Annotated in this window: 17 protein-coding genes; 6 read left to right on the top strand and 11 right to left on the bottom strand. The window is 66.1% G+C overall.

Annotation, left to right across the window (positions count from 1 at the left end; genetic code table 11):
• Positions 1-70: 70 nt before the first annotated feature.
• The 3 genes from N7573_RS01295 to N7573_RS01285 form a co-directional block, all read right to left on the bottom strand.
• The gene (locus N7573_RS01295) at positions 71-811 is read right to left on the bottom strand and encodes a DNA/RNA non-specific endonuclease (RefSeq protein WP_049401504.1); all 741 of its coding nucleotides are present in this window, start codon (positions 809-811) and stop codon (positions 71-73) included.
• Positions 812-1,100: 289 nt separating this feature from the next.
• On the bottom strand, positions 1,101-1,547 hold the full coding sequence (locus N7573_RS01290) for a hypothetical protein (RefSeq protein ID WP_279911840.1): 447 nt from the start codon (positions 1,545-1,547) through the stop codon (positions 1,101-1,103).
• Positions 1,544-2,404 (bottom strand): hypothetical protein, encoded by an 861-nt coding sequence (locus N7573_RS01285; protein WP_279911839.1) that lies wholly within the window; start codon positions 2,402-2,404, stop codon positions 1,544-1,546. Before N7573_RS01285 ends, N7573_RS01290 begins: the two co-directional genes overlap by 4 nt.
• Positions 2,405-2,556: 152 nt before the next feature.
• Here N7573_RS01285 and N7573_RS01280 point away from each other — a divergent pair, with 152 nt between their 5' ends.
• Positions 2,557-4,131 carry an alpha/beta fold hydrolase gene (locus tag N7573_RS01280; RefSeq protein WP_279911838.1) on the top strand — a complete coding sequence of 525 codons (1,575 nt, stop codon included), beginning with the start codon at positions 2,557-2,559 and terminating at the stop codon, positions 4,129-4,131.
• A gap of 87 nt (positions 4,132-4,218) precedes the next feature.
• Positions 4,219-5,670: a S41 family peptidase gene (locus tag N7573_RS01275; RefSeq protein WP_279911837.1), complete on the top strand. Its 1,452-nt coding sequence runs from the start codon at positions 4,219-4,221 to the stop codon at positions 5,668-5,670.
• A gap of 213 nt (positions 5,671-5,883) precedes the next feature.
• On the opposite strand, the gene N7573_RS01270 is transcribed toward N7573_RS01275, so the two are convergent.
• Genes N7573_RS01270 through N7573_RS01245 form a run of 6 tightly spaced genes read right to left on the bottom strand, consistent with a single transcriptional unit; the run spans position 5,884 to position 13,894 of the window.
• Positions 5,884-6,903 carry a sugar kinase gene (locus N7573_RS01270; RefSeq protein WP_279911836.1) on the bottom strand — a complete coding sequence of 340 codons (1,020 nt, stop codon included), beginning with the start codon at positions 6,901-6,903 and terminating at the stop codon, positions 5,884-5,886.
• A 10-nt stretch (positions 6,904-6,913) separates the two neighbouring features.
• Positions 6,914-8,101, bottom strand: a complete 1,188-nt coding sequence (locus tag N7573_RS01265; protein WP_279911835.1) for a GDSL-type esterase/lipase family protein — start codon at positions 8,099-8,101, stop codon at positions 6,914-6,916.
• Between the two features lie 14 nt (positions 8,102-8,115).
• Positions 8,116-8,868, bottom strand: coding sequence for a glucose 1-dehydrogenase (locus N7573_RS01260; RefSeq protein ID WP_049461094.1), 753 nt, complete (start codon positions 8,866-8,868; stop codon positions 8,116-8,118).
• A gap of 60 nt (positions 8,869-8,928) precedes the next feature.
• Positions 8,929-10,233, bottom strand: coding sequence for an MFS transporter (locus N7573_RS01255; protein ID WP_279911834.1), 1,305 nt, complete (start codon positions 10,231-10,233; stop codon positions 8,929-8,931).
• Entirely contained in the window at positions 10,230-12,458 is a 2,229-nt protein-coding gene (locus N7573_RS01250) for an oligoalginate lyase (RefSeq protein WP_279911833.1), read from the bottom strand. The genes N7573_RS01255 and N7573_RS01250 overlap by 4 nt, the downstream gene beginning before the upstream one ends.
• Positions 12,455-13,894 (bottom strand): polysaccharide lyase 6 family protein, encoded by a 1,440-nt coding sequence (locus tag N7573_RS01245; RefSeq protein WP_343238851.1) that lies wholly within the window; start codon positions 13,892-13,894, stop codon positions 12,455-12,457. Before N7573_RS01245 ends, N7573_RS01250 begins: the two co-directional genes overlap by 4 nt.
• 241 nt (positions 13,895-14,135) lie before the next feature.
• Here N7573_RS01245 and N7573_RS01240 point away from each other — a divergent pair, with 241 nt between their 5' ends.
• From N7573_RS01240 to N7573_RS01230, 3 genes are all read left to right on the top strand, one after another.
• Entirely contained in the window at positions 14,136-17,027 is a 2,892-nt protein-coding gene (locus N7573_RS01240; RefSeq protein WP_279911831.1) for a TonB-dependent receptor, read from the top strand.
• Positions 17,028-17,129: 102 nt separating this feature from the next.
• On the top strand, positions 17,130-17,873 hold the full coding sequence (locus tag N7573_RS01235; RefSeq protein ID WP_032127248.1) for a FadR/GntR family transcriptional regulator: 744 nt from the start codon (positions 17,130-17,132) through the stop codon (positions 17,871-17,873).
• A gap of 178 nt (positions 17,874-18,051) precedes the next feature.
• Positions 18,052-18,543: a hypothetical protein gene (locus tag N7573_RS01230; RefSeq protein ID WP_049421668.1), complete on the top strand. Its 492-nt coding sequence runs from the start codon at positions 18,052-18,054 to the stop codon at positions 18,541-18,543.
• A gap of 127 nt (positions 18,544-18,670) precedes the next feature.
• Here the strand turns inward: N7573_RS01230 and N7573_RS01225 are convergent, their stop codons facing one another.
• Entirely contained in the window at positions 18,671-20,317 is a 1,647-nt protein-coding gene (locus N7573_RS01225; protein WP_279911830.1) for a fatty acid--CoA ligase, read from the bottom strand.
• Between the two features lie 129 nt (positions 20,318-20,446).
• On the opposite strand from N7573_RS01225, the gene N7573_RS01220 reads away from it, so the two are divergent.
• Positions 20,447-21,121 (top strand): response regulator transcription factor, encoded by a 675-nt coding sequence (locus N7573_RS01220; protein WP_032127250.1) that lies wholly within the window; start codon positions 20,447-20,449, stop codon positions 21,119-21,121.
• Positions 21,122-21,125: 4 nt separating this feature from the next.
• Here the strand turns inward: N7573_RS01220 and N7573_RS01215 are convergent, their stop codons facing one another.
• A complete protein-coding gene (locus N7573_RS01215; protein ID WP_279911829.1) occupies positions 21,126-24,455 on the bottom strand; it encodes a PAS-domain containing protein in 3,330 nt (1,109 codons plus the stop codon).
• Positions 24,456-24,479: the final 24 nt, after the last annotated feature.

The raw sequence follows: 24,479 nt of genomic DNA, 5'->3' as shown, positions 1-24,479 counted from the left end.
TGCGCCGTACCTGTCCAGGCGAAGTGCGCCTGTGCGGTCGGATTCGCGACCGCACGGGCGTCCTGGCGGATCAGCTCAGATCACAGCCCGCCGGCTGCGGCCAGGTCGTGGCCGGCAGCATGGCCTTCAGCGAGGCCGGCGCGTTGATGGCCACATAGCTGGCGCCCAGCAGCTCTTCCAGGTCGGCGATGGTCACCAGGTAACTGTCCAGGCTGCCCAGGTTCGCTTCGTTCGGGATGATCCAGCTGATCGCCTTGGCGGTGCCGGTGTTCGGGTCGCGGGTGATGATCGTCTTCCAGAAGAACTCCGGGGTCGGAATGCCGTGGCTGGCAAGGAAGTAATCGTTGGACGCGTCGCCGTAGACCACGCCGCCGTAGACATCCACCGGCGCGATGTCGCGGTAGCACTCGGCCACGTTTTCGGCCTTCACCCAGATGCCCTGGTTGAAGCTGGAAACCTGCGGAACGATGTTGGACATGTAGTTGGCGCGACGGATGTAGGTCGCGTTGTAGTCCATGTGGTTGGAGGTCACCAGATGGCCGCGGTCATAGCCGCTGCGGATGCTGGCATACGACGCGGTGCTGTTCTGGCCGAGGCAGCCGGCCGGCAGGTCGGGGTCTTTGTAGAAGCTGGACGGGCGCGCGGCGGAGCCGGTGTCGGCGGTGAGCGTGTACTCGTAGCGGGTGGCGCTGTGGATGCTGCAGTCGTAGGTGAGCACGAAGCCGCCCTTGTTGAGGGTGACGACCTGGGCCTGGGCGGCACCGGCGAAGGTACTGAGGACGAACGCGAAGAAAAAACCTGCAAGGCGCATTGCGATTCTCCAGCAGAGGATTCAGGACGCAGCCGTCCGCCACGACCGGGCCGGAGCGAGGTCATGTGAGGACACTGCGTAGTCGGGTAGTGCGGAATGCGTGGGACGTGACCGCGATGACAGGGCCGCGGAGGCCGTGCGGTGTCGTAAGCGTCACAAGCTGTCGTCTTTCGGTCAATGGCGAAACGACGAAGCTGTGACAGCGCGCAAGCACTGGAGATGTGTCAGATCATGCGGCGCATGGATGAAACGCAGGCGTGCTAGGACATCGCGTTGCCTGTAGCGATGGTCAGGGGTTCGTCTTCAACACGTAGTCGCCCTTGCGTGTTCCCGGCACCAGCGACCATCCCGGCTTCAGGCTCAGCGACCACCCCGGCCCCTCCAGTGGCGGTTCAGCACTTGCCGGGGCCTGCACGAATACGACCTTCCAGTCGCTGTGCAGCAACGCACCGTCGGTGACATCCAGGCTGCCCCAGATGTCGGACAGCCGCATTGCTGGATACACCATGCCTTGGCCTGGCAACGGCTGCATGGTGTTGGGATCGAACTGGATGCGCATGTTGCGCAGATCCAGGCGCACGACCGGGCCTGTCACGAAGCGCGCACGGTTGTGTTCCAGCTGCGCAAGGCGCTGCTGCTCGCGCAGCGTTTCGGCTTCGTGCAGCTCCGGCCCGTCATAGCGCGCGGCAGCCGCTCCCAGCGTGGTCGCGTCCAGCTGCAATGGGGCCTGCGTCACTTCGGCCAGACGCGTGCCGAGATCGCGAGCCTGGTGGGCGAGGTCGCCGCGCCAGCCAGGTGCCGCCTGGTCCAGCAGCAGGCCATAGGCCGGGCCGGTGGCATAGGCGAAAGAGCGGACGAAGCTGCGATCACCCACGTGTGCGCGAAGGTCATGCAGTGCCGCCTGGATACGTGTCGACGGCGTCGGATTGCCGACGAACACGCCGGTGTACTCGGCCAGGCCTCGTTCAGTTCCAGCGCCGCTTCTTCCTGCGCGGCCGCAGGGAACCGGCGGTAGCGCTCGGCGCGGAATGCGAGTGCGTCCGTCATCGCAGTGTGCTGCGCTACTGCATCGGTGGATTCGAGTGCGTCCGCAAGCGCGCGCCATTCCAGTTGCAGCCAGTAGCGTCCTTCAAGCGTATCGAGGTGTTCGTTTCCACCTGCCACCGGTGCGATGATGGGCAGCGCCGGCTGCAGGCGATGGAACATTTCGTGAGCCAGCAGCGTGCTGCGTCGGGACGCGTCCTGCGGCAGTGGCCAGAGCAGCTGCGTCCAGCGTGTGCCGGACCAGTCCACGGCGGTGTTGGCGACGATCGCATCAGACGGAAGCTGGCCTGCGAACACATCGCCGCGCTCCTTCAGCGCACCATGTGCGTCTGCCTGCGAGGCGATGACCTGCCGGCTCTTTGGATCCACCAGCATCATCGGCCCGCACAGGGATTGACCCCACAATCGACCCCGGTCTCCGTTGCAGAGCTGTTCGGCGCGCCGGAAGACCTCGCGGGCCGCCGCATCGGAGAACGCCTGCTCGTTGGCCATCACGGTTCGTTGCGCACATAGCGCCAGTACAGCGAAGAGCAGGAAGCGTGACCTCATGACGTCCATTCATCCTTGGGGCCCAGCTCTCATAGCATCGATCTCATAGGCCGGCAATGCAGCAAACGTCATGTTGCGTCGCAAGGTGCCACCCACCATTCGCACTGGTACGGTCCAACCCGTTGCACCACCACCGACGGGGACAGACGACGATGCGCAAGGTATTGCTGCTGTTGATCCTGCTGACCGGACTGGCGCCCACCGCCTGGGCCGCTACGGTCAAGACCACCCACCGGACCATTCCCAGCTGGGATGGAACGCCTCTCGGGGCCTTTGTCATCGAACCGCAGGACGCGGGCAGCGGGCACTATCCACTGCTGGTGATGCCCAGCAGCTGGGCGGTACCCAGCGTGGAGTATGTGGGGGTGGCGCAGTCGCTGGCGCGGCGCGGCTATGTGGTGATCAGCTACAGCTCGCGGGGTTTCTGGGAGTCCGGCGGCAGCATCGACATCGCAGGGCCAGCCACGGTCGAAGATGTCAGCGCCGTGATTGATTGGGCGCTGGACAACACCCGCGCCGATCCGGCCCGGATCGGCGTTTCGGGCATCTCCTACGGCGCAGGCACCAGCCTGCTGGCGGCGGCGCGCGATCCACGCATCAAGGCCGTGGCGGCGCTGAGTGGCTGGGCCGATCTGCAGGCCTCGCTGTACAGCAACGACACCCCCAGCGCGCAGGGCATCGCCTTGCTGGTGGCAGCCGGCCTGGCCACCGGCCGCCCGGGACCGGAACTGACGACCATCAATCGCAATGTACTGGTCGGCAACTACCAGGGCGCGGTGGATTCGCTGTTGCCGGTGGCGGCGCAGCGCAGCCCCGGGTCCAGCATCGATGAGATCAACGCCAACCAGCCAGCGGTGTTCCTCGCCAACGCCTTCAACGACAGCCTGTTCCCGCCGGGCCAGCTGGTCGATTTCTTCACCCGGTTGAAAGGCCCCAAGCAGTTGCAGCTGCGCCATGGCGATCATGCGCTCAACGAAGCCTTTGGCGCTCTGGGTGTTCCCAACGAGGTCTACGATTCGGTGGGCGACTGGTTCGACCATTACCTCAAGGGTGAAGCCAATGGCATCGACCGCCAGCCTGCAGTACAGCTGAAATCGCAGAAGGGCAGCTGGAGTACCTATCCGAACTGGCAGGCGACCAATGCCGGCGCTGTCAGCTATGCGCTGAGCGCACCCAAAGGACTTCTGCTGCCCACGGGCGGCCTGGTCGCGAGCGGCAGCAGCACCGGCTGGAGTTACCGGATCGGCAGCGGGCTGCTGACCGCCGCCAATTCCGGCGTGGCGATGGCCTCCGGTGCATTGCAGATGATCAACCTGCCGCCCGGTGCCTATGTGCCCTTCGTGGGCCGCAACGCCGCAGGTGTCTGGCAGGGGCCGATCCAGTGGAGTGCGCAGCGCCTGGATGGAACGCCGGAGGTACGCTTGACCGTCACGCCCAGCCGCGCCAACACCACGCTGTACGCCTACCTGTACGCCGAGGATGTGCTGGGCAACGGCCAGCTGATCAGCCACAAGCCCTATACGCTGCGTGGTGCCACGCCGGGGCAGGCGAAGACCATCGACCTGCGGTTGGAAGCCAGCAGCTGGAACCTTCCGGCCGGCAGCCGCCTGACCCTGGTGGTGGACAGCGTGGACCTGCGGTATGCGGGCATCAGCCAGCTGGGTGGCACGGTGACCTTCAGTTCGCCGGCCAATGCGCCTTCGGTGTTGAAGGTGCCGCTGCATTGATGGAAGGCCGCGCCCGTTGCGGCGGGCGCGGTACGCCAGGCAGTAGAACTGCGAGACTGGCGTTTGTTCCGGGGAAGGGAGGAATCCATGGTCATTGCATGGCTGTTGCTCGGTGCAGTGCTTGCGGCACCTACCGCGCAAGGCGCGCCGATCGACTGGTCGGATACGCTGTTGAAGGATCTGGACGCTGCCGACGCCGCCATGCGCGGCAGCCATCCGGGCGCCGTGGACCTGCGCAATCCTGGTTTCGGCGCACAGCTGGACGATGCCCTGGCGCTTGCACGCTCGCGCGCCGAACGGGTCGCCAGCTACCCGGGCTACTGGTGGACGATGAAGGGCTATGCGGCCTCCTTCAACGATGGGCATGTCAGCCTCAACGCGCTTGCCGATGCTCCCGATCTTCCAACGCAGTGGCCGGGCTTCCTGACCGGCTTCGACGGCGATGCGCAGGTGGTCATGACCGTGGATGGTGGTCCGGGCCATCCGCCGCTGGGCGCGCAATTGCTGTCGTGTGATGGCAGTGATGCGCAGACGCTGGCTGCACGCCGGGTGGGTGACTTCAATGGGCGCTGGAACCTGCAGGCCAGCCGCATCCAGGGTGGCGGTGAAGTGCTGCTCGAAAAGGGCAATCCTTACGTGCCTGCATTGCGTACCTGCGTTTTCCAGGTGGGCGGACGCGAGACATCCTATGCACTGCGGTGGCAGCCGCTGCAGGCAGCACAGCGCAAGGAGCGCTTGGCTGATACCCGGCGCAGCTTCCGTCCCCCCAACGGCTGGCACGCGATGCCCGATGGCAGTTACTGGATCACCACCAGCAGCTTCAATGCCGACCCTGCGGAGCAGAACTTCAAGGAACTGACCGCGCTGCTTGAACAGCTTGCTCCGCAAGCCGAAGGGCTGCAGCAGGCACCGACGGTGGTGCTGGACGTGCGTGGCAACACTGGCGGTGCTTCGCAATGGAGCATCGAGCTGGCGCGATTGATCTGGGGCCGGGCCGCTGTCGATGCGCTGCCCGACCGCAGCTGGGTAGAGTGGCGGACCTCGGAGGGCAACATCGCCCGGCTTCGCGGCTTCCTGCAGAAGCTGGAACAGGCGCCCGACGCGTCGCCTGAGCTGCGTCGCATGCTGGAATCGGTGACGGCAGGCATGGCGCAGGCTCGCGGCCGGGGTGAGGCTTTGTGGCGCGAGCCATCCGAGGCCAGCGCAGATCCAGCATCCGCCGCAAGCCAGGCCGGACCTGTGCGCAAGGGCAGGGTCCTGGTTGTGGCCGATGCTTCCTGTGGCTCGGCCTGCCTGGATGCATTGGACCTCTGGAAGCGGCTGGGCGCGGTGCAGGTGGGCGTCGAGACCTCCGCCGACAGTCTGTACATGGACGTGCGGCCGGAGCGGTTGCCCAGCGGGCTGGCCAGGATCTCGGTGCCGATGAAGGTGTTCCGTGGGCGGGTACGTGGTTCGAATGAACCGCACGTGCCCGATCATCGCTATATGGGCGACATGCGCGACACCCGGGCGCTGGAAGCGTGGCTGTTGATGTTGTAAGTGCGCGCAGGGCCTCGTGCAGGGCTGAATTCCGCAGGAGAGGATCGCATGAACATCCCGCCACCCCGTCCTGCCAGGCCGCCATCGCGGGCAGGAGCCTTTCGTCGTTGAATGCTGACGCCCGGTGCATTGCTTGGCATGGCGCTGCTGAAGTACATGGTCGGCGTGCGTGTGCCGCTGGCCAGGCCGAGCGGCATGTACGGCGGAGCGAGATCAGCGCCGGACGTCGAACTGGTCACTCTCCAGCAGCGCCCAGACCTCGGCCTCGCGCACGGGACTGAAGTCTCCGGGAATGGAGTGCTTCAGCGCACCTGCCGCCAGACCGAAGCGCACGGTGCTCTCTGCATCGAACCCGGACGCCAGCCCGTGCAGGATGCCTGCCGCGAATGCATCGCCGCCGCCGATGCGATCAACGATACCGGGCAATGGCCGCGAGGGGGCCTGCGCACGGGTACCGTCGCGTCCCAACAGCAGCGCGCCCAGGATGTGATGGTCTGCACTCACTACGTCGCGCTGGGTGCAGGCCAGCCACTGCAGGTGCGGGAGCGCCGCGAACGCTGCCGCTGCAGCCGCCTCGGTCCGCGCGATGGGGCTGTCCTCGGCGAAGCGCAGTCCCAGCACCAGTTCGATATCGCGATGGTCGGCAAAGACGATATCCGCCTCTGCGAACAGCTCCCGCAGGATGGCGGCGGCGTTGCCGCCCCAACGCTGCCAGAGCGAAGGTCGGTAGTTGCCGTCGAAGGACACACGCACGCCTGACCTGCGTGCGGCCCGTGCAGCGCTCAAGACGGATTCGGCCACATTGGCGCCCAGCGCGGGACTGACGCCGGAAAGGTGCAGCCACTGCGCATCACGCAACAGCGTTGGCCAGTCATGGTCGGCAAGTGCAGTGTTGGCGAATGCCGAACCTGCCCGGTCATACACCACTTCACTGGCGCGCTGCAGCGCGCCGGTGGCCAGGAAATACAGGCCCATGCGGTCTCGGTCGACTTCACGCACACCTGCCACGCCCACACCATGCCGCCGCAGCTCGGCCACGGCATGCCGGCCCAGCGCGTTGCCGGGCACCGTACTGACCATCTGCACATCGTGGCCGAAACAGGCCAGTGAGACCGCCACATTGGCCTCGGCGCCCCCCACGTGGACCTGCAGCTGCGGTGTCTGCAGCAGCAGTTCACGACCGGGTCCGCCCAGGCGCAGCAGCAGTTCACCGAAACAAACGACGCGGCTCATCGGTTCTCTCTCATTCGGTGGGGGTGCAGCCCAGCATGCGCAGATCGATGGCATCGGCCATGCGCCGGTAGCCTTCGTCATTGGGGTGCAGGTGGTCGCGGGTGATGTCGTTGGGCAACGATTCCACGGCCTTCGGGTCACGCAGCGCGGCATCGAAATCGATGATGCCATCGAACCCGGTCTTCCCACCGCGTGCCCACTGGTTGATCGAGGTGCGGGTCGCTGCGGACACGGGCTCGTAGCGCTCGGAACCACCGAATGGGGTCAACGTACCCAGCCAGGCGCGGATGCCGTGCGCATGCAGTCGCGCTGCAACCTGCTGATAGCCCAGCAGCATGTCCGCCGCACTGCGTCCAGGCAGCGGCTGCGTGCCACCACCGTGGCGGATGTCATTGATGCCCTCGAACAGGATGACCTGATCGGCATCGGCCACCGCGATCACATCGCGATCCAATCGTGACAGGGCGCTGTGGCTGCGGCCATGGTCGAGCAGCTTGTTGCCGCTGATGCCCTGATTGAGTACCACGAACCGGTTCGGGCAGGCCTGCTGCAGGCGCTGCGCCAATCGCTCCGGCCACTGGTTGAAGGTGCCGCGACGGGCGGTGGCACCTTCCGTGATGGAATCGCCGAGTGCCACGATCACCTGGGGACGATCAGCGCGCTGCACCATCACTGCCGAGAACACGTTCTGCTGGTAGCTCAGCCGCACGCTGTCGGCAACCGATGTCTGCCTGCCGTCCGCTACCCGCACTTCGGTGCGGCGCACGGCGGGATGGGTAGGCTGCGGGAAGTAGGCCGTTACGCTGATCTCCTGCAGCGCCGCCACCGGCATCGGTACCGGGTCGCTCAGCAGCGCGGCACCCACCGGCACCTCGATGACCGCGCGGCCATCCACCGTTACCGGCAGAGGGGCGGACGTGCCGTTTTTCACTCCTGCGCGCAGGTCCTCGACCCGTAACGGCGCCGTGCCGAGTTCGTTGCTGATGCGCAGCCGCAACGCATCGCCACGGCTGCCGATGCGCATGTCCTGGCGCACGGTCTGCGCGGCGAACTGTACGGGGGCCTCGGCGGTGCCATCCTTGCGGTCCGCTGCCGGCGAGGCGGTCCACGCGGTGACCCAGACCGGTGCGGCCAACGCGCCAGGCGCAGCTGCGGCGGAACAGATCGTCAATGAAAGCAGGAGCGTCCAGCGCTGCATGGTCAGGATTCCAGTCAGGAGAAGTAGGTGCCGCCGTTGACGTCCAGATTCGCACCGGTGATGAACGCCGCCGCATCCGAGGCCAGGAATACGGCAGCGTCGGCGGCTTCGTCCGGTGCCCCTTGGCGGCGCAGCGGGGTAGCGCCGGCAACGGCCGTGCGTACTTCCGGCTTGGTGAACTCATCATGGAAACGGGTGGCGATCATGCCGCAGCACAGTGCATTCACGCGGATGCCCTTCGGCCCCAGCTCCTTGGCCATGGCACGGGTGAAGGTCATCACTGCCGCCTTGGCGGTGGCGTAGATCGATGCGCCCGGGCCGCCGCCATCACGACCTGCCTGCGAGGCGAAGTTGACGATGGCCGCGCCGTCACGCATGTGCGGCACCACCGCGTGCGTGGTCAGGTAGGTTGAGGTCAGATTCAGGTCCATCACGGCGTGGAAGAACGCCGGGTCGATGTCGGCCAGCGGCCGACGCTGCACCATGCCACCGGCCACGTTCACCAGCAGGTCGATACGCTCGCCGAACGCGGCCTGTACCGCAGCGACCAGGCCGGCCACGGCGGCGGCATCGGTGACGTCGGCGCGATGCACGATGGCCTGGCCACCGGCCGCCTGGATCTGTGCCAGCGTTTCCTGGGCACTGGCTTCATCATGGGCGTAGTTGATGCAGACGCGCGCACCGGCGGCAGCCAGCTTGATCGAAACGGCGCGGCCGATATCGCGGCCACCACCGGTGACAATGGCCACCTTGTCCTGGAACGACATGCGGAAAACTCCTTGGTTTGCGGGGGAATGGATGTACTTGGAAAAGAAGGAGACCCAGGCTCAGCCGCCGCGACGGTCGAGCTTCTGGATAGGTCCGGTCCACCACCACAGCGCAGCCAGCGACAGCGGCACCAGCGCGGCAACGAGGATGAAGATCGGGGCGTAGGAGTGGCGGGTCAGCACCGGCACCAGCCAGGTGGTGATCAAGGTGCCGGCGACCGCCGCCAGGCCACCCAGGCCTGCCAGCGTGCCCACCGAACGGCCGTCGAACAGGTCGCCGGGCAGGGTCTGGATGTTGCCGATGGCTACCTGGAAGCCGAACAGCACCGCAGCGATCGCCAGCACCGCCAGCAGCGGCTGGTTGGCCAGCACAGCACCCAGCAGGGCAGGGGCCATGATCACGCACCCCAGGGTGATGGCCAGCTTGCGGGCGCGGTCCACGCTGTGTCCGGCGCGGATCATGCGACCCGACAGCCAGCCGCCACTGAGGCTGCCCAGCATCGCGCCGACGAAGGGTACCCAGGCGAACAGGCCGATCTGCTTGATGTCGAAGCCGAAGGTTTCAGCGAGATAGATCGGCAGCCAGGACACGAACAGCCACCAGATAGGATCCAGCAGGAAGCGGCAGGCGAGCATGCCCCAGCTCTGGCGATGGGCCAGCAGCTCGCGCACGCTGGCTTTGGGCGCCGCCTCTGTCTGCTGCCCGGCCTGGTCTTGCTGGATCAGCCGGCGCTCGGCATCGCTCACCCACGGATGCTTGTCCGGCCCGGCGCGGTAGACAAACAGCCACGGCAGCAGCCACAGGAAGCCGATCGCACCGACCAGCACGAAGGTGCCGCGCCAGCCCAGCCACAGGTACAGGCCTGCGATGGCGGGTGCGGAGACGATTGCGCCGATCGACGCACCCGCGTTGAACACGCCCTGCGCCAACGCGCGTTCGCGCGCAGGGAACCACTCGGCATTGGCCTTGACCGCGCCGGGCCACGCACCCGCTTCGCTGATGCCGAGCATCGCCCTTACCAGGCTGAAGGAAAGCATCGAATGGGTGATCGAGTGCAGCGCGATCGAGATCGACCACACGCTGATCGACAGGGCGAACCCCAGGCGCGTGCCGATCATGTCGAACAGGCGCCCGAACAGGAACTGGCCGGCGGCGTAGAACAGCATGAACACCGTTACCAGCAGGGCATAGTCGTCCTTGGTCGCGCCCACTTCCTTGGCGATCTCCGGCCACATCACCGCCAGTGCATTGCGGTCGATGTAGTTGATGACCGTAGCGACGGCGATCAGGCCCACGATCAACCAGCGCACTGCTGAACGCACCGGCACCTTGCGCAGGTTGGCCACCACGGCAGGGCCGTTCATTTTCCGTCACCCTTGCTGCGGTCCATGCGCGCATGGCTGCCGCTCCAGCGGTAGGCATGGCCGTCCACGGTCACGCTGTGCTCGCCCTTGGCGCTGCTGTCGTCGGCCACGCCGAGGGCGATGCGTGCACCGCTGGCCAGGCGCAGTTCGATCACCTCGGCATCGCCGCCGCGGGTGCGCACGATGTCCTTGATGCGGCTGTCGGCGCCGTGCACGTACTCGGCAGTGCCGTTGTACTCGCCATGCGGCTCCAGCACGCTGAAGAACGTGACGTCCTTCTGGCCGTCCACGCGTTGCAGCAGGGCCGGTTCACGGCGCAGGTTGAATTCCGGATCGTTGGCACCGCTTTCCACCAGCAGTGCCTGCGCAGGCGCACTGCTGCCGAATCGGTAGGTGTAGAAGCGCCCATCCAGCAGCCACGCCAGGGAACGCGGTTCGCTGCCGGGCGTGCTGCGTGCATCCAGCCACAGGTGCTGGTAGCCGTTGTCCTTGCCCAGCACCGGGCGCTGGGTGGGGAAGTGTTCTGCCTCGAAACCGGTGGTGACGATGTGGCCGTTGAAGTGCAGCGGCAGGTCGTAGCGCGCGGCCTTGTCGCCGTGCACCTGCAGCAGGTCCAGCACCACCGGCAGGCCCAGGTCGGGGTGGCGCAGCAGCGCCTGGGTGCGGGTGAACACCACGCCGGGGTAGGCATCGCGCATGGTCGCCGAGGCAACCTGGGTATCGGCATCGGCCTGGAAGAAGCGCACCTGCGGGGCATGCTCCTCGCCGCGCTTCCAGTCGCCCTTGAAGTGGCTCTGTTCGTCCACCACCAGGGTGTTGTGGGCCACGGTCTGTTTGGCCCAGCTGCGGTTCTCGGCCAGGTAGATGCCACCCCGCTTGGCTTCCACGTTGAGGAAGCGGGCAGCGCCGTAGTCAGTCACCACCGGATTGCCGTTGTCGTAGAACAGCCAGTTGAGTTTGTCGAAGTGGCCATGGCCCATGCCCTGCATCGTGTCCTTCTGCACCAGCGCCTGGCCGCGTTCGCCGTTCATGCGCAGGATCGCCAGGCCACCGCGGTCGCCGTCCGGGCCATCGCGCAGCAGCATCGGACGGTAATCGAAGGGCCTGGCCTTGTTGGCGGCCAGTGCTTGCGCCACCTGTAGTCCCTCGGGGGACAACAGCAGGCGTTTCTGCTGCTGGGCCACCGACAACAGGCGGTCGTCAGCGGTGCGCGCATAGGCAATGCCGATACCGGCCACCAGTTCCTCGGTATCGATGCCCTTGTCCAGGATGGCATCGTTGATCGGGAAGAACAGGCCGTCATAGCTGGACTGCACCAGCACATCCACGGCCTTCAGCAGCACGCCGTCGCGGCGCGCGAAGATCCTGCGCTGCGGCTCGTTGCGTTCGATGGCGTTGGCGAACAGCAGGAACGGTGCCAGTGCGTAGCGCTGGTAGTACGGGCCTTCCTCGTAATAGCCATCGGGCGAGAACAGCAGGTCGATCTGGCGAAGGAAGCCGAACTGATCGTTCTTCTGGCTGCCGCGCAACGATTTCTCCACCAGCTCAGGGTCGCGCAGCACGTAGCCGGTCATGCCAGTAGCGGCCACCGCCCAGGTGGCGTGGTTGTGGATCTGGTCGTAGTTCTTCGGCTCGCTGACGAGGAACTCAGCCATCGGCCGGAACACCTTCGATTCGATGGTGTCGCGGTCCTCGGCGGACAGCGCGTCGCGGATCGCGTCGTAGCCCTGGATGGCGTTGACCAGCCACACCGAATCGTTGAGCACCTGCCAGAACACGCGGCCTGGAATCTGTCCGCGGCCTTCGGGGTGCGGGCCCAGGGTGGGGTAGAGCCTGGCATACTGCAGCAGCATGTCGCGCGCGTAGTTGACATAGACCTTGTCGCCGGTAAGCCGGTACAGGGTGCCGGCCGCCAGCAGGGCCTGGTAGTTGCGCTTGTGCTGTTCATGGGTGCGGCCGCCGCCCTTGTCCTTCGGTACCGGCACGTCGATGCCGGCCTTCATCATCTTCTTCAGCGATTTTTCCGTGCGCGCCTGTTCCTTGGCGAACCACGGGTAGCGGCCGCCTTCGCTGGCCATCCGCTGCCACTGCGCTGCGGTCACCAGCACCGGCGCGGTGTCGGCCTGCCTCGCTGCGGCAGCGGGGGCTGCGAACAGCGGCGCGGCCGGCAGCAGGGCAAAGGGGGTGGCCAGGGCCAGGGAGACGAACAGCGGCTGCAACCTCATCGATCAACTCCATTGCGGGTGCGTGACAGGGCAACTTCGCCCACCTTTGGATACCAGTCGATGCCGGTCGCCTCGCGCGCGGTCATCGCCAGGGCAGGATCGGCGCCCACGGCGGGCAGGGCGGGCGCGGCCACCCACAATCCGCTGGCAGCCTGCTGCAGGCTGACGCCACGCCCCTCTACGCCGCCCGGGAATACGGTGCTGGCTGCCGGTGACTGCACGTTTCCACTGAAGTCGATGCCGGCCAGCGAACTGGCGGCATTCGGCGGGTTCCTGCTGGTGCGGTTGACGATCAGGTTGGCGCTGAAGCGGCTGTTGCTGGCGGCGACCACGATGCCCTTGGCTTCATCATGGCCGACGCCGAAACTGATCTTCGCCACGTCCACGAAGGTATTGCGGCTGATCGTGGCATTCACCACCGGCGCATAGCCGGACAGCGGCGGATCGGCCTGCGCGTCCATCACCGCCAGCGCGGAACGGTTGCTGGAGCCGGCCAATCGTTCGAAGTAATTGTTGCTGACGGTCTGGTCGGCATTGATGATGCGCACGCCGCCGGTGCCGGCCTTGTCGTCGCCCAGGAACACGTTGTCGATCACCCGGTTGCCGTTGCCATGGCGTAGCGTGAGCGCGCCGGCCGAACGGTAGAACACGTTGCCGCGGTAGGTATTGCCGCCGGACTTGTTGCTGATGATCTCGGTCTCGCCGTCGCAGCCTTCGAACCAGTTGTTCTCCACCGTACTGTTGGAATCGCTCAACGAAGTGTCGCTGGTGCCGACGCGGAGGGTTTCGCCGCCGTTGACGCCCAGCGCCGGGCGCGGTCCGAACCAGTTGTGGTCGATGCGGTGCTGGTTGTCCAGGCCCTGGGTGGCATCGCGCACCACCACTACCGTGGGCCCGGCGTTGGTCTTGCCGCGCAGCTGGCTATGATCCAACCGGTTGTTGCTGCCATACAGCGATACCCAGTAGTCCTGGTCGCTGGCATCGGGGTTGGTGTAGTCATCGATCACCAGGCCGGTCACCCGGCTGTGGCGGGCCACCGCCTTGCTGGATTCGCGGAACGCCACCACCGCATCACCCGGCGTATAGCCGTTGCGGAACACCAGGTTGGACACCTGCAGGTAGCTGCCCGCCAGGCGCAGGTCCGAACGTCCGCTGAGGACGACCTTGCCGGCGGTCTGCGCGCGCAACACGATCGGCGCGGCTGCCGTGCCCTGGCCTTTCAGCAGCAACCGCGCGTCGGTCCAGGTGCCGTCAGCCAACACGATCTCATCGCCGGGCTGCAGCGCCGAGGCGGCGGTAGTGAACTCAGCGACATCGTGGACGAGCCAGCTGGCTGCACTTGCCGCTGAAGTGGTCAGACACATTGCCAGACCAGTGGTCAGGCAAAACAGTGATGGATTGTTGAGCGGATGTCGAGCAAGCGGACGAATGCGCATGAAATCCTTCCAGAGACGGCCGGGCCGTCGTTTCAGGGTGGGTCTGCATACCACTTCCGGGTCCGTTGTAAGCCAGCTTTCGCGCAAAGTCATGCTGCATGAGCACATTAAATTGCATTCAACTGGTATGGATGAAAGGCATTTGAACATTCGCATACCAATTGGTTGACATTTTCATGCCGCCGTGCCGAAGCTGCGTCCCACGCCTGGCATGCAGGCGATCCTTTGGGAGGAGGAAACCATGCGGCGACCCGCCGGAGCAGTGCACAGCATCTCGTTGTCCCCCACACCCCTGATCGTGGCGCTGCTTGCCGTGCTGGCGGGCATGCCCGCGGCCCAGGCGCAGTCCAGCAAGGACGCGTCAGGGCAGGATCCCACCACGCTGGACCAGGTGCAGGTCACCGGCATCCGCGAATCAATGCAGAGTTCGATCAACAAGAAGCGCGACGACACGGTCATCGCCGACGTGCTCTCGGCCGATGACATCGGCGACCTGCCGGCACCGTCGCTGGCCGATGCGATCGAGACCTTGACCGGCGCCGCCTCGACCCGCGACAAGACCGGCGCCTCGGAGATCTCCATCCGGGGCCTGGGCGCTTTCCTCAGCAGCACCAACTTCAATGGCCGCGAGATCACCAACGGCAGCGGCGACCGCTCGGTGAACTTCAACATGTTCCCGGCCGAGCTGATCAACACGGTGGCCATCTACAAGACCCAGCGCGCCGACATCATCGAAGGCGGCGTGGCCGGCACCATCGGCCTGGAAACAGTGCGCCCACTGGAGTACGGCAAGCGTGCAGTGCAGCTGGACCTGCGCGGCAGCTGGGCGGAGTACGACAGCAAGTACCGTGACAAGGACGGCATCGGCTATCGCGGCACCGCCAGCTACATCGATCAGTTCGAGTTCGGCAACGGGCAGAAGCTGGGCATCTCGCTGGGCTTCCAGCGCCTGGACGGCACCGATCCGGAAGAGAGCATTACCAGCGGTTCCACCTGGTATGCCTGCGATGGCACGCAGAACGTGGGCAATGCCAACTGCAACGAAGTGTCCGCGCAGGCCATCGCCAACGGCGCGCCGTACTACCTGGTGCCGAGCAGCCGCATCTACCGGCTCAAGCAGGAGCGCAACGACCGGCAGAGCGAGTTCGCCGCGCTGCAGTGGCGGCCAAATGATGTGGTTGAAGTGAACCTCGATTTCGAGCACACCGAGCGCAACTGGTATGAGAACCGCAGCGATCTGAGCCTGTCCAACGCACGACGCGGCATCACCCAGCGCGAGGTTGACGAAGACGGTATCGTGCGTCACCTGCACGGCAGCACCTCGATTGATTCCACCTCCAACCGCTACTGGCGTGGCGAGGAATACACCGGGGGTGGCCTGAACCTGATCCTGCGCCCGACCCCGGCCTGGGAGCTGTCTACCGATCTTTCCTACTCGCACACCAATCGCCTCGACAGCGAGCGCATGACGCGCCTGCGCGCCAACCAGCGCGACGTCAACAATGCCGTCGTTCCCGGCATCAGCAGTGGCGCCACCGGCTACGTGGACTATGACTGGGACTGGCACGGCGAAGTGCCCAGTGTTGCCCTGGCGCCGAACTTCGACCCCAACAACTGGGACGCCTATACGGGGGCGGCGCGGGTGACCTCCAGCGCCACCGAGAATGACCACAGGATCAAGGCCGGCCGCTTCGATGCCAGCTTCATGCCGGAGTCCGGTTTCTTCACCCGCATCAAGGGCGGCGTGCGCGCCAGCCAGGCCGACTACCGCCTGCGCGACAACACCCTGGTAACCGACTACGACCAGCGCGTGGCGGCCGACAAAGCGAAGATCATCGCCGCCAACCAGGCCTGCCGTGCACCCTTCCCGCAGGATGACTTCATGGATGCCGCCAGCGGAAACACGATCTCCTCGTGGGCGTACTTCGATCCGAACTGCCTGTACCAGTCGTTCCGCGGCAGCCTCGACAGCGGGCTGGATCCGGGTTTCCAGGATCCGAACAATGTCGATATCACCGAGAAGACACGCGCGCTCTATCTGATGGGTGAGTTCAGCAGCACCCTGTTCGGCTTGCCGGTGACCGGCAACCTCGGCCTGCGCTGGGTCAAGACCGATGTTCGTTCTGAAGGCGTGCGTACCGGGCTGCGCATCGAGGACAACGGTGACGGGACCATCCGCCTGCAACCCACCGGCGAGTACAGCACGCAGGTGTTCAAGGCGGGCAACGACAAGCTGCTGCCCAGCCTCAACGCGGCCTTCGAGCTGCGCCCGGACGTGTTGCTGCGGGTCGGTGCATATCGCGCGATGTCACGGCCGGACATTGCCGCGCTGGGTGCCGGGCGCACCATCAATGTGAGCAGTGATGCCACCTACGGCAACCTGGCCGACGCGCTGGATGACATCAGCGCCAGCGGCAACCCCGCCGCGCAGCCGCTGATGTCCTGGAACGGCGACCTTTCCCTGGAGTGGTACCCGAACCCGGACACGATGCTGGCCGGCGCGGTGTACTGGAAGCAGTTCAACGGCGGCACCGCCACTGCGCTGGTGCCGGAGACCTACACCATCGACGGCCAGAGCGTGACCGTACCGGTGCGGCAACAGGTAACCACCGACGAGAACAGCACGCTGACCGGCTTCGAGCTGACCGCCACCCATCGACTGTCGTACCTGCCCAAGCCGTTCGACGGGCTGGGTTTCAAGCTGAGCTACAACTACGCCGATGCCGACTATCAGACCCAGGACTCGCGACTGGGCGAGCAGCTGGCCAGCGATGGCACGATCATTCCGGCCATCGTGCCACCGGCTGGCCTGAGTGGTTTCTCGCGGCACGTGCTGTCCGGCTCGATCTACTGGGACGTCGGGCGCTTCAACATCCAGGCCATCGGCAAGTTCCGCTCGCACTACTACCAGGACTTCACCGGCAACACCGCGCAGCAGAACCGCTACTACGATGACAACACCAGCGTGGACCTGCGCCTGCGCTACCGGGTGAACAAGCAGTTGTCGCTGTCGCTGGAGCTGATGAACCTGACCAACGAGCCGCGCGTGGCCTACCAGCCGCTTTATGGGAACTTCCGCGAAGTGGTGACCTACGGGCGGCGTGCGTATTTCGGTGTACGATACAAGTTCTGAACAGGGCGGCGCGGCCAGTGGTCGCGCCGTCGCTCCAACCGGACCCTTGCCGGCCGCGGTGGCAGGGCAGGGACCCGGAAGGAATCGCCAAGGGTCAGCCGCATGTCCGCCAACCGCCTTTACCAGACCATCGCTGCCAAGCTCCGCAAGCTGATCGAGGACGGCGAATTTCCGCCGGGCTCGCGGCTGCCGGGCGAGCGTGAGCTGGCCGAACGGTTCGGTGTCAGCCGGGTCACCATCCGCGAAGCCGAGATCGCACTGGAAGCGCAGGGCTGGATCGCCATCCGCATCGGCTCGGGCGTGCATGTGAAACCGCGCCCGACGCAGGCGTCCGGCGGGCTGCCGGATGTCAGCGCCTTCGACCTCACCGCCGCCCGCGCGGTATTCGAGGCCGAGGCCGCCGCTCTGGCTGCCAGCAATCTGGATGATGCCGGCATTGCCGAGCTGCAGGCGTTGGCCGAAGCGCTGTGCCGTCGCGACCTGAGTGACGCGGAAGCCGGCGAGTACGACCGCCGTTTCCACCTGGCCATCGCACGGCTTTCCGGCAACCCGGTGGTGGAATTCTTCGTGCAGCAGATCTGGCGCATGCGCAGCGAACTGCCGCGGGTGACCGAGGTCTATGCCCGGGTCTGCCATGATGATGGCGCCAGCCGTGCGGACGAGCACATGGCGATCTTCGAAGCCCTGCGCGCGCGTGATCCGGTGGCCGCGCGCAATGCGATGCGCCATCACTTCCAGCGCCTGTTCGAAGCCATGCTGCAGGCGACCGAAAGCCAGGCGCTGGAGGAGATCCGCCGCCGCACGCAGCAGGACCGCGAACGGTTCATGGCAACGACGCGGATCTAAGCGCCGCGTTCAACACAATCGGCGCTGCGACCTTCAGCAGGGCAGCTCGCGCTCGAAGCCTGATGGATATGAGAAATGGGCATGACTGCGCCGATGCCCAGCCTGTCCGCAATGCCTACACTGCCCGCGGGTCATAGACGGCCCGTTGAGAAAGCTGCATACACACAAGGAGCAGGGTATGAAGTTCTCGCTGTTGGGCGCGGCGCTGCCATTGGTGCTGGCACTGAGTGGAGTCCCCGGTGGAAGCGTCAATGCAGGACCGATCGCGGGCACCACGACCGCCACTGTAGTTGCGAAGGCCACGTACGCGCCGGATTCGCTGGAAGCCGGCTACATCGTCGATTGGATCAAACGGAATTCGCCCGCCTACGCGCCGGCGTTGCAGACGGGCGAACTGGCCATCTCGCACAGCTATCAGTCTGCTGGCAGCCTGAAGCCGGCCGGTGCAGCGGGCCCGCCTGTTCCATTGCCTGCACGCGGTGTGGAGGGCGAGGTCATCTCGATCTCCAATACCTTGCCGAGCGGTGCTTCCGAGTCGTGGACATACCGGTGGTCGAGTGGGGCGTGGAAGCTGATCAAGTACAGCTTTGATGCATGCCAGGGCCCGGCCAGCATCGGTGCGAAGGGATCCGGCACGGAGATCGCTGCGAAGGGACCCTGCATCGACTGAGGGTGACCGGTCCTGGCAGAACTGAACCAGGTCTGCTGCAGTACAGTGGTACCTCGGGAGATCATGGTTCCGGGGTGCCGCTCCATACCTCGCCGTGCGAACACTGACCTCGGCGATCAAGCGGAGATCACCCACGGCCCGAGCCAGTCGCTGGGTCATGCAACCCACGCAGCTTCTTCTTGTTGATCTTGCCCACGCTGGTCCGCTCGATCGATTCCACGAAACTGACCCGTTCCGGAATCGCATACCGTGAGATGTCCCCTGAGCGGCTTCGCGCGGCGACCAGTTCGATGATCTCCGCTTCGGTCACCTCACTGCCAGGCTGCCTGACCACCAGCGGCAACGGCCGCTCGCCCCATTTCGTGTCGGCGATGCCGATCACCGCGACTTCGCTGACCGCCGGATGCAGGGCGATGATGTCCTCCAGGGCGAGCGAGGAGATCCACTCACCGCCGGTCTTGATCACATCCTTGATCCGGTCGGTCACCCTCAGGTAGCCGTATTCATCGATGTTGCCGATGTCCCCGGTATGCAGATAGCCTCCTGCCCACAGTGCTGCAGATGCATCCGGATCGTGCAGGTAGCCCTGGGTGAGCCAGGGTGCGCGCACCACGACCTCTCCGGTGGCGATGCCATCGTGGGCGACATCCTTCATGTCCGGATCGACGATGCGCAGGTCCACCAGCGGTACCGGTATGCCGGCCTTGGTGCGCAGCGACAGCACCTCATCGGCATCGGTCACGCTGTCCACGTCGATCTGGGCGATGGTGAGCAGAGGGCAGGTCTCGGACATGCCATAGCCGCCGAAGATGTCGATGCCCCGCGCCAGCGCACGCTGCGCCAGCGCACGCGGCAGGGCGGCACCGCCGATGATCACCTTCCAGCCCTCCAGGTCGGTCTGCGCCGCGTCTGGATGCTCCAGCAGCATGTGCAGGATGGTTGGCACGCAGTGCGAGAAGGTCACCTTCTCACGGGCGATCAATGCCAGCAGCGTCGCAGGCAGGTAGCGCCCCGGATAGACCTGCCTGATGCCCATCGCCGTAGCCACGTAGGGCAGGCCCCACGCGTGCACATGGAACATCGGGGTGATGGGCATGTAGACATCGTCGCGATGCAGGCGGCCTTGACGGGGTGCACCGCCAAGCGCGGCCATCGCCGCCAGCGAATGCAACACCAGCTGCCGGTGGCTGAAATACACGCCCTTGGGCAACCCGGTGGTTCCAGTGGTGTAGAACACCGTGGCACGGGCGTTCTCGTCGAAGTCCGGGAAGCGGACGATCGGCGTGGCATCGCGCAACCCCGCTTCGTACTCGGTGGCGAAGCCTGGCGGCAGCGGACCGCCTGCATCGTCCAGCAGGATGCGCGTGCGCAGGTCCGGCAGCTGCTCGTCGATGGCGTCCAGCAACGGCAGGAACTCGCGGTTGGCCAGGATCACCCGCGCCCCGCTGTGGTTCAGCGTGTAGGCGATCTGCTCTGGGGCCAGGCGCACGTTCGCCATCATCAGCACCGCACCGATCATTGGCACGGCGAAGTAGGCCTCCAGGTAGCGGTTGCTGTCCCAGTCCATCACCGCCACCGTGTCGCCGTGGCCGACTCCCAGCGAGGTCAACAGGCCGGCCAGCTGGCCGATGCGCGCCTGCAGGGTGCGGTAGTCGAATCGGACCTGGTCGCCGTAGACGATCTCCTGTTCAGGGCTCACCGCCAGCGGCATCAGCAGCAGCTGCTTGATCAGCAGTGGATAGGCATTGGCATCGGGAGTGGGGGCAGATGACATGGCATTTCCTCGTGGGCGGCGTTGCGGTCGCCGGCCTTCTCCGCACCACACTAGCAAGCCCTTCCTGCTGCACCAGCGTACCTAGGTACCTGTTCCCGCGCGCACCCGATTTGATAATCTCGCCAGGACATGCCCACCCTGCTCATCGCCGACGATCACCCTTTGTTCCGCGCGGCACTGCATCGCGCGGCGGAAGAGGCGGTCGCCGATCTGCAGATCAGCGAAGCTGATTCGCTGGACAGCGTGCTGGAGGTGATCGAGAACCAGTCGATCGATCTGATGCTGCTGGACCTGCACATGCCGGGCAACCACGGACTGGCCGGGCTGGCCACGATCCGTGCGTTGCAGCCGGGCCTGGCGATCATCATCGTCTCCGCCAACGAGGAGCCGCAGGTCATCCGGCGTGCCATCGACCTTGGCGCCGCGGGCTATCTGCCCAAGAGCTCGGGTTTGAACGAGCTGCAGTCCGCGCTGCAGTCCGTGCTGGAGGGCGAGCGCTGGATCCCGGCGCTGCTGCGCGAACCGGTGGCACGGGTGGCGACGTTCAGCAGGGATGCTGACCTGGCCGCACGCCTGGCCAGCCTGTCGGCACATCAGTACAAGGTGCTGGGGCTGGTGGCCGAGGGCCTGCTCAACAAGCAGATTGCCGACCGGCTGGGCGTACAGCTGCGCACGGTCAAGGCGCACATGACACGCATCATGGAGCGGCTGGGCGTGCGCAACCGCGCGCAGGCCATCCGCGTGCTGCACGAAATGGGATTGGCCGATCCGTCCCGGCAGATCGAAGAACTGCCTGAGCCCTGACCGGTCAGGGCGTGGTACTGGCCGCCAGCAGGTGGTTGATCGCCCAGCGCAGCGCCAACGGTTTGAACGGCTTGTTGAGCAGGGACAGCCCAACGCCGCGCACCGCCTCGCGCGTCTCGCTGCCGGCATCCGCACTGAGGATCACCGTCGGCCGCGGCCCATGCATGCCTACCAGCCGCTTCCACAGCGCTACACCGGTATCGCCATCATCCAGGTGATAGTCGAACAGCCACAGCGCCGCCTCGTGCGCTGACGGTCCGATGTCATCGGCTTGGCCTGCCGCGATGACATCGCAACCCCAGGAAAGCAGCAGCTGCCGCATCGCCTCCAGTGCGTCCGGGTCGTTGTCGACCACCAGCACGCGGACTCCCTTGAGCGCGCTGCTGCCGGCTGCCGGCGGCGAGCTGCGCGGGGTCGCAGGGGGTGCTGCGCGTTGCACGCTGATCGAGAAGGCCGAGCCGTGCTCGGGCACGCTGCGCAGGTGCAGGGGTGCGTGCAGCAGGTCGGCGATGCGGTGTGCGATGGTCAAGCCCAGGCCCAGTCCCTGGCCGTTGCTGCGATCGACCCGGTGGAATTCCTCGAACACCACCGCCTGCTGCTCCGGAGCAATGCCGGGGCCGGTGTCATGCACACCGATCAGCAGTGCCTGTCCCTGGCGGCGCACACCGAGCAACACACCGCCATGGCAGGTGTAACGAATGGCATTGGCCAGGAAGTTCTGCAGCACCCGGCGCAGCAGCAGGGGGTCACTATGGACCCAGGCCTGGCTCCGCACTTGGCGGAACTGCAGGCCGCGCGCCGCCGCCAGTACCGCGAACTCCTGCGCGAGCGGATCGAGGACGGTCGACAGCGCGAAGGGGCGCGGATCGGCGACCAGTCCACCCGCCTCAAGCCGGGAGATATCCAGCAGCCCGGACAGCAGGTCGTCGGTGGAGTCCAGCGCACCACGGATCTGGCGCAGGAAACTGTCGAGGAACTCCGATTCGATGTGCTGCGACATCGCATCGGTCAGCAGCTGCGCCGCATGCAGTGGCTGGATCAGGTCGTGGCCGACCGCCGTCAGGAAGCGTGTCTTGGCAACGTTCGCGCGCTCGGCTTCGTGCACTGCCTGTTCCAGCCGTGCGGTGCGGTCCTGTACGCGGCGCTCCAGGGTTTCATTGCTGCGCTTGAGCGCTTCCTCGGCGCGGCGGAAGGCGGTGACGTCGGTGAAGGTGGCCACGTAGCCACCGCCGGGCATTGGATTGCCACGGATCTCGACGATGGTGTTGTCGGGGAAGATCCGTTCGGACAGATGCGGCGTGCCACGCCGCATGTGTGCGGCGCGACGCTGCAGGGCCTTGTCGCGAGAGTCACCAGGGCCGTCGCCGATCTTCAGTTCGGCCAGCGCCCACGCTGTCAGATTGACCACCGGCTGCCCGACCTGCAGCAACTCGGGCGGAAACTTGAACAACGCGGCGTAGCGGCTGTTCCAGGCTACCAGCTGCAGCTGCGCGTCGACCACGCTGATGCCCTGGCTCATGTTTTCCAGCGCCGCTTCCAGCAGGCGCTGGTTGAAGCGCAGCGCCTGGGTGGCTTCGCCTACAGCACGGGTTACCGCATCCAAGGGCGCGGCACCGCCATCGCGAGCGGCCTCCACCAGCAGGCGCGCCATTCCCGCGCCGACCACGGCGCTCAGTTCGCGTTCGATGGTGATGACCCGGTCGTCGTCCAGCAGCTGCCCGGCATGCCCATCCATCAGTTGCCGGGCCCGCTCCTGGCCGAGGAAGCGTCCGGCCGTCCTGCGCAGCGAGGCTGCTGCCACCGCATCCCGTCGTCGCGGCAACGAGGGACGCACCGCGCGCGACACCAGCGCAACCGTCAGCAGGTTGACCGCTAGACTGGCGCCCATGCTGATGGCGATATGGCCCGACTGCAGGCGCAGCGAGACCACGGACAGCCAGTGCAGGTCATCGGGGCCCGAGGCTGGGGGCGTGGCAGGGATCACCATCGGCAGCAGCACCAGCCACAGCCAGGCCAACGACCCCAGCACGATGCCGGCGATGATGGCCGGAGAAGGCGTGCGCGGGCGATACACCGCCAGCAGGACCGCCGGCGCCAGCTGCGAGAGGGCGGTGAAGGACATCAGGCCGAAATCGCTGAGTGCCTCGGTGTCGCTCATCGCCCGGCTGTACAGCCACGACATCAGGAACACGGCGAGGATGCCGGCACGGCGGAAGGCCAGCACGCGTGGACGCAGGTCGGCCGCCGCGGCACCGCCGGCAATACCGTCCAGCAACCGTGAGCCGAAGCCATGGTTGCCGAGCATGATCGACAGGGTCAGCCCCGAAAGGATCATCATGCCGGTGGCGGCGCTCAGGCTGCCCAGATAGGCCAGCAAGGCCAGCAGGTGGTGGCCACCGGCCTGCGGCAGCGCCAGCACGTACAGGTCAGGCGACACCGATGCGGGCAGCTGCGCGGCACCGGCCAGCGCCATCGGCACCGACGGCAGCCCGATCAGCAGCAGGTAGACCGGGAACAACCAGCGTGCCGTCCTCAGGTCCGAGGTCTGGCGCAGCTCGACCACGCCGACATGGAACTGGTGCGGCAGGGTGAACGCGGAGATCGCGCCCAGCGCGACCATGGTCAGATAGTCCGGCATGATGGCCGGTGGCGGCAGCTGCGCCATCTTTTCCAGCAGCGGCGTGCCCGCCTGGCGCACCGACAGCGCCGCATAGAGGCCAATGGCGAGCAGCGCCACCAGCTTCAATACCGACTCCAGCCCCAGGGCGACCACGATGCCACGATTGGGCTCGGTGGCCGATGCCTTGCGTGCACCGAACAGCAGGGTGAACGCCGCCATCGTCAGGGCGAACCAGAACGACATGTCCAGCTGCACGGCAGCAGGCGCGAAACGATCGCCCAGCAGGGCGCCCAGGCCCTGACTTACGGCTTTCAGCTGCAGGGCGATGTAGGGAATGATGCCGAACAGTGCCACCAGGGTGATGGTGAAGCCGAGGCCGCGATCGGCACGCAGTCGTGCGACGACCAGATCAGCGATGGTGGCACTGTTGTGCTGCTTGGCCAGCCGCCCCAGGCGGAGCAGGAACGGCAGGCCGAACGCAAAGATCAACGCCATGCCGGCCAGGGTGGGTGGAATCGGGAAGCCCCATTGCAGTCCCTGCGAGGCCGCGCCGTAGTAGGTCCACGCGGTGCAGTGCACGGCCAGCGACAGCGCATAGATGAGCGGCCATGCCTTCGAAAGCCGGTGCCCCCGGCGCTCACCCCACAGCGCCACGCCAAACAGCAGTGCGGTCCATGCAATGCAGGCGAAGAGGACGATGGAGGGCGTCAACATCGCTCCAGTGTAGGGAGAGAACCG

Source organism: Stenotrophomonas sp. GD04054 (assembly GCF_029836955.1).
Classification (GTDB): domain Bacteria; phylum Pseudomonadota; class Gammaproteobacteria; order Xanthomonadales; family Xanthomonadaceae; genus Stenotrophomonas; species Stenotrophomonas maltophilia_A.
This window is presented reverse-complemented; position numbering and strand designations above follow the sequence as displayed.

Coding starts and splice junctions, on each gene's coding strand:
- N7573_RS01295 (WP_049401504.1), bottom strand. CDS start 811: ATGCGCCTTGCAGGTTTTTTCTTCGCGTTCGTCCTCAGTACCTTCGCC.
- N7573_RS01285 (WP_279911839.1), bottom strand. CDS start 2,404: ATGAGGTCACGCTTCCTGCTCTTCGCTGTACTGGCGCTATGTGCGCAA.
- N7573_RS01280 (WP_279911838.1), top strand. CDS start 2,557: ATGCGCAAGGTATTGCTGCTGTTGATCCTGCTGACCGGACTGGCGCCC.
- N7573_RS01275 (WP_279911837.1), top strand. CDS start 4,219: ATGGTCATTGCATGGCTGTTGCTCGGTGCAGTGCTTGCGGCACCTACC.
- N7573_RS01270 (WP_279911836.1), bottom strand. CDS start 6,903: ATGAGCCGCGTCGTTTGTTTCGGTGAACTGCTGCTGCGCCTGGGCGGA.
- N7573_RS01265 (WP_279911835.1), bottom strand. CDS start 8,101: ATGCAGCGCTGGACGCTCCTGCTTTCATTGACGATCTGTTCCGCCGCA.
- N7573_RS01260 (WP_049461094.1), bottom strand. CDS start 8,868: ATGTCGTTCCAGGACAAGGTGGCCATTGTCACCGGTGGTGGCCGCGAT.
- N7573_RS01255 (WP_279911834.1), bottom strand. CDS start 10,233: ATGAACGGCCCTGCCGTGGTGGCCAACCTGCGCAAGGTGCCGGTGCGT.
- N7573_RS01250 (WP_279911833.1), bottom strand. CDS start 12,458: ATGAGGTTGCAGCCGCTGTTCGTCTCCCTGGCCCTGGCCACCCCCTTT.
- N7573_RS01245 (WP_343238851.1), bottom strand. CDS start 13,894: ATGCGCATTCGTCCGCTTGCTCGACATCCGCTCAACAATCCATCACTG.
- N7573_RS01240 (WP_279911831.1), top strand. CDS start 14,136: ATGCGGCGACCCGCCGGAGCAGTGCACAGCATCTCGTTGTCCCCCACA.
- N7573_RS01235 (WP_032127248.1), top strand. CDS start 17,130: ATGTCCGCCAACCGCCTTTACCAGACCATCGCTGCCAAGCTCCGCAAG.
- N7573_RS01230 (WP_049421668.1), top strand. CDS start 18,052: ATGAAGTTCTCGCTGTTGGGCGCGGCGCTGCCATTGGTGCTGGCACTG.
- N7573_RS01225 (WP_279911830.1), bottom strand. CDS start 20,317: ATGTCATCTGCCCCCACTCCCGATGCCAATGCCTATCCACTGCTGATC.
- N7573_RS01220 (WP_032127250.1), top strand. CDS start 20,447: ATGCCCACCCTGCTCATCGCCGACGATCACCCTTTGTTCCGCGCGGCA.
- N7573_RS01215 (WP_279911829.1), bottom strand. CDS start 24,455: ATGTTGACGCCCTCCATCGTCCTCTTCGCCTGCATTGCATGGACCGCA.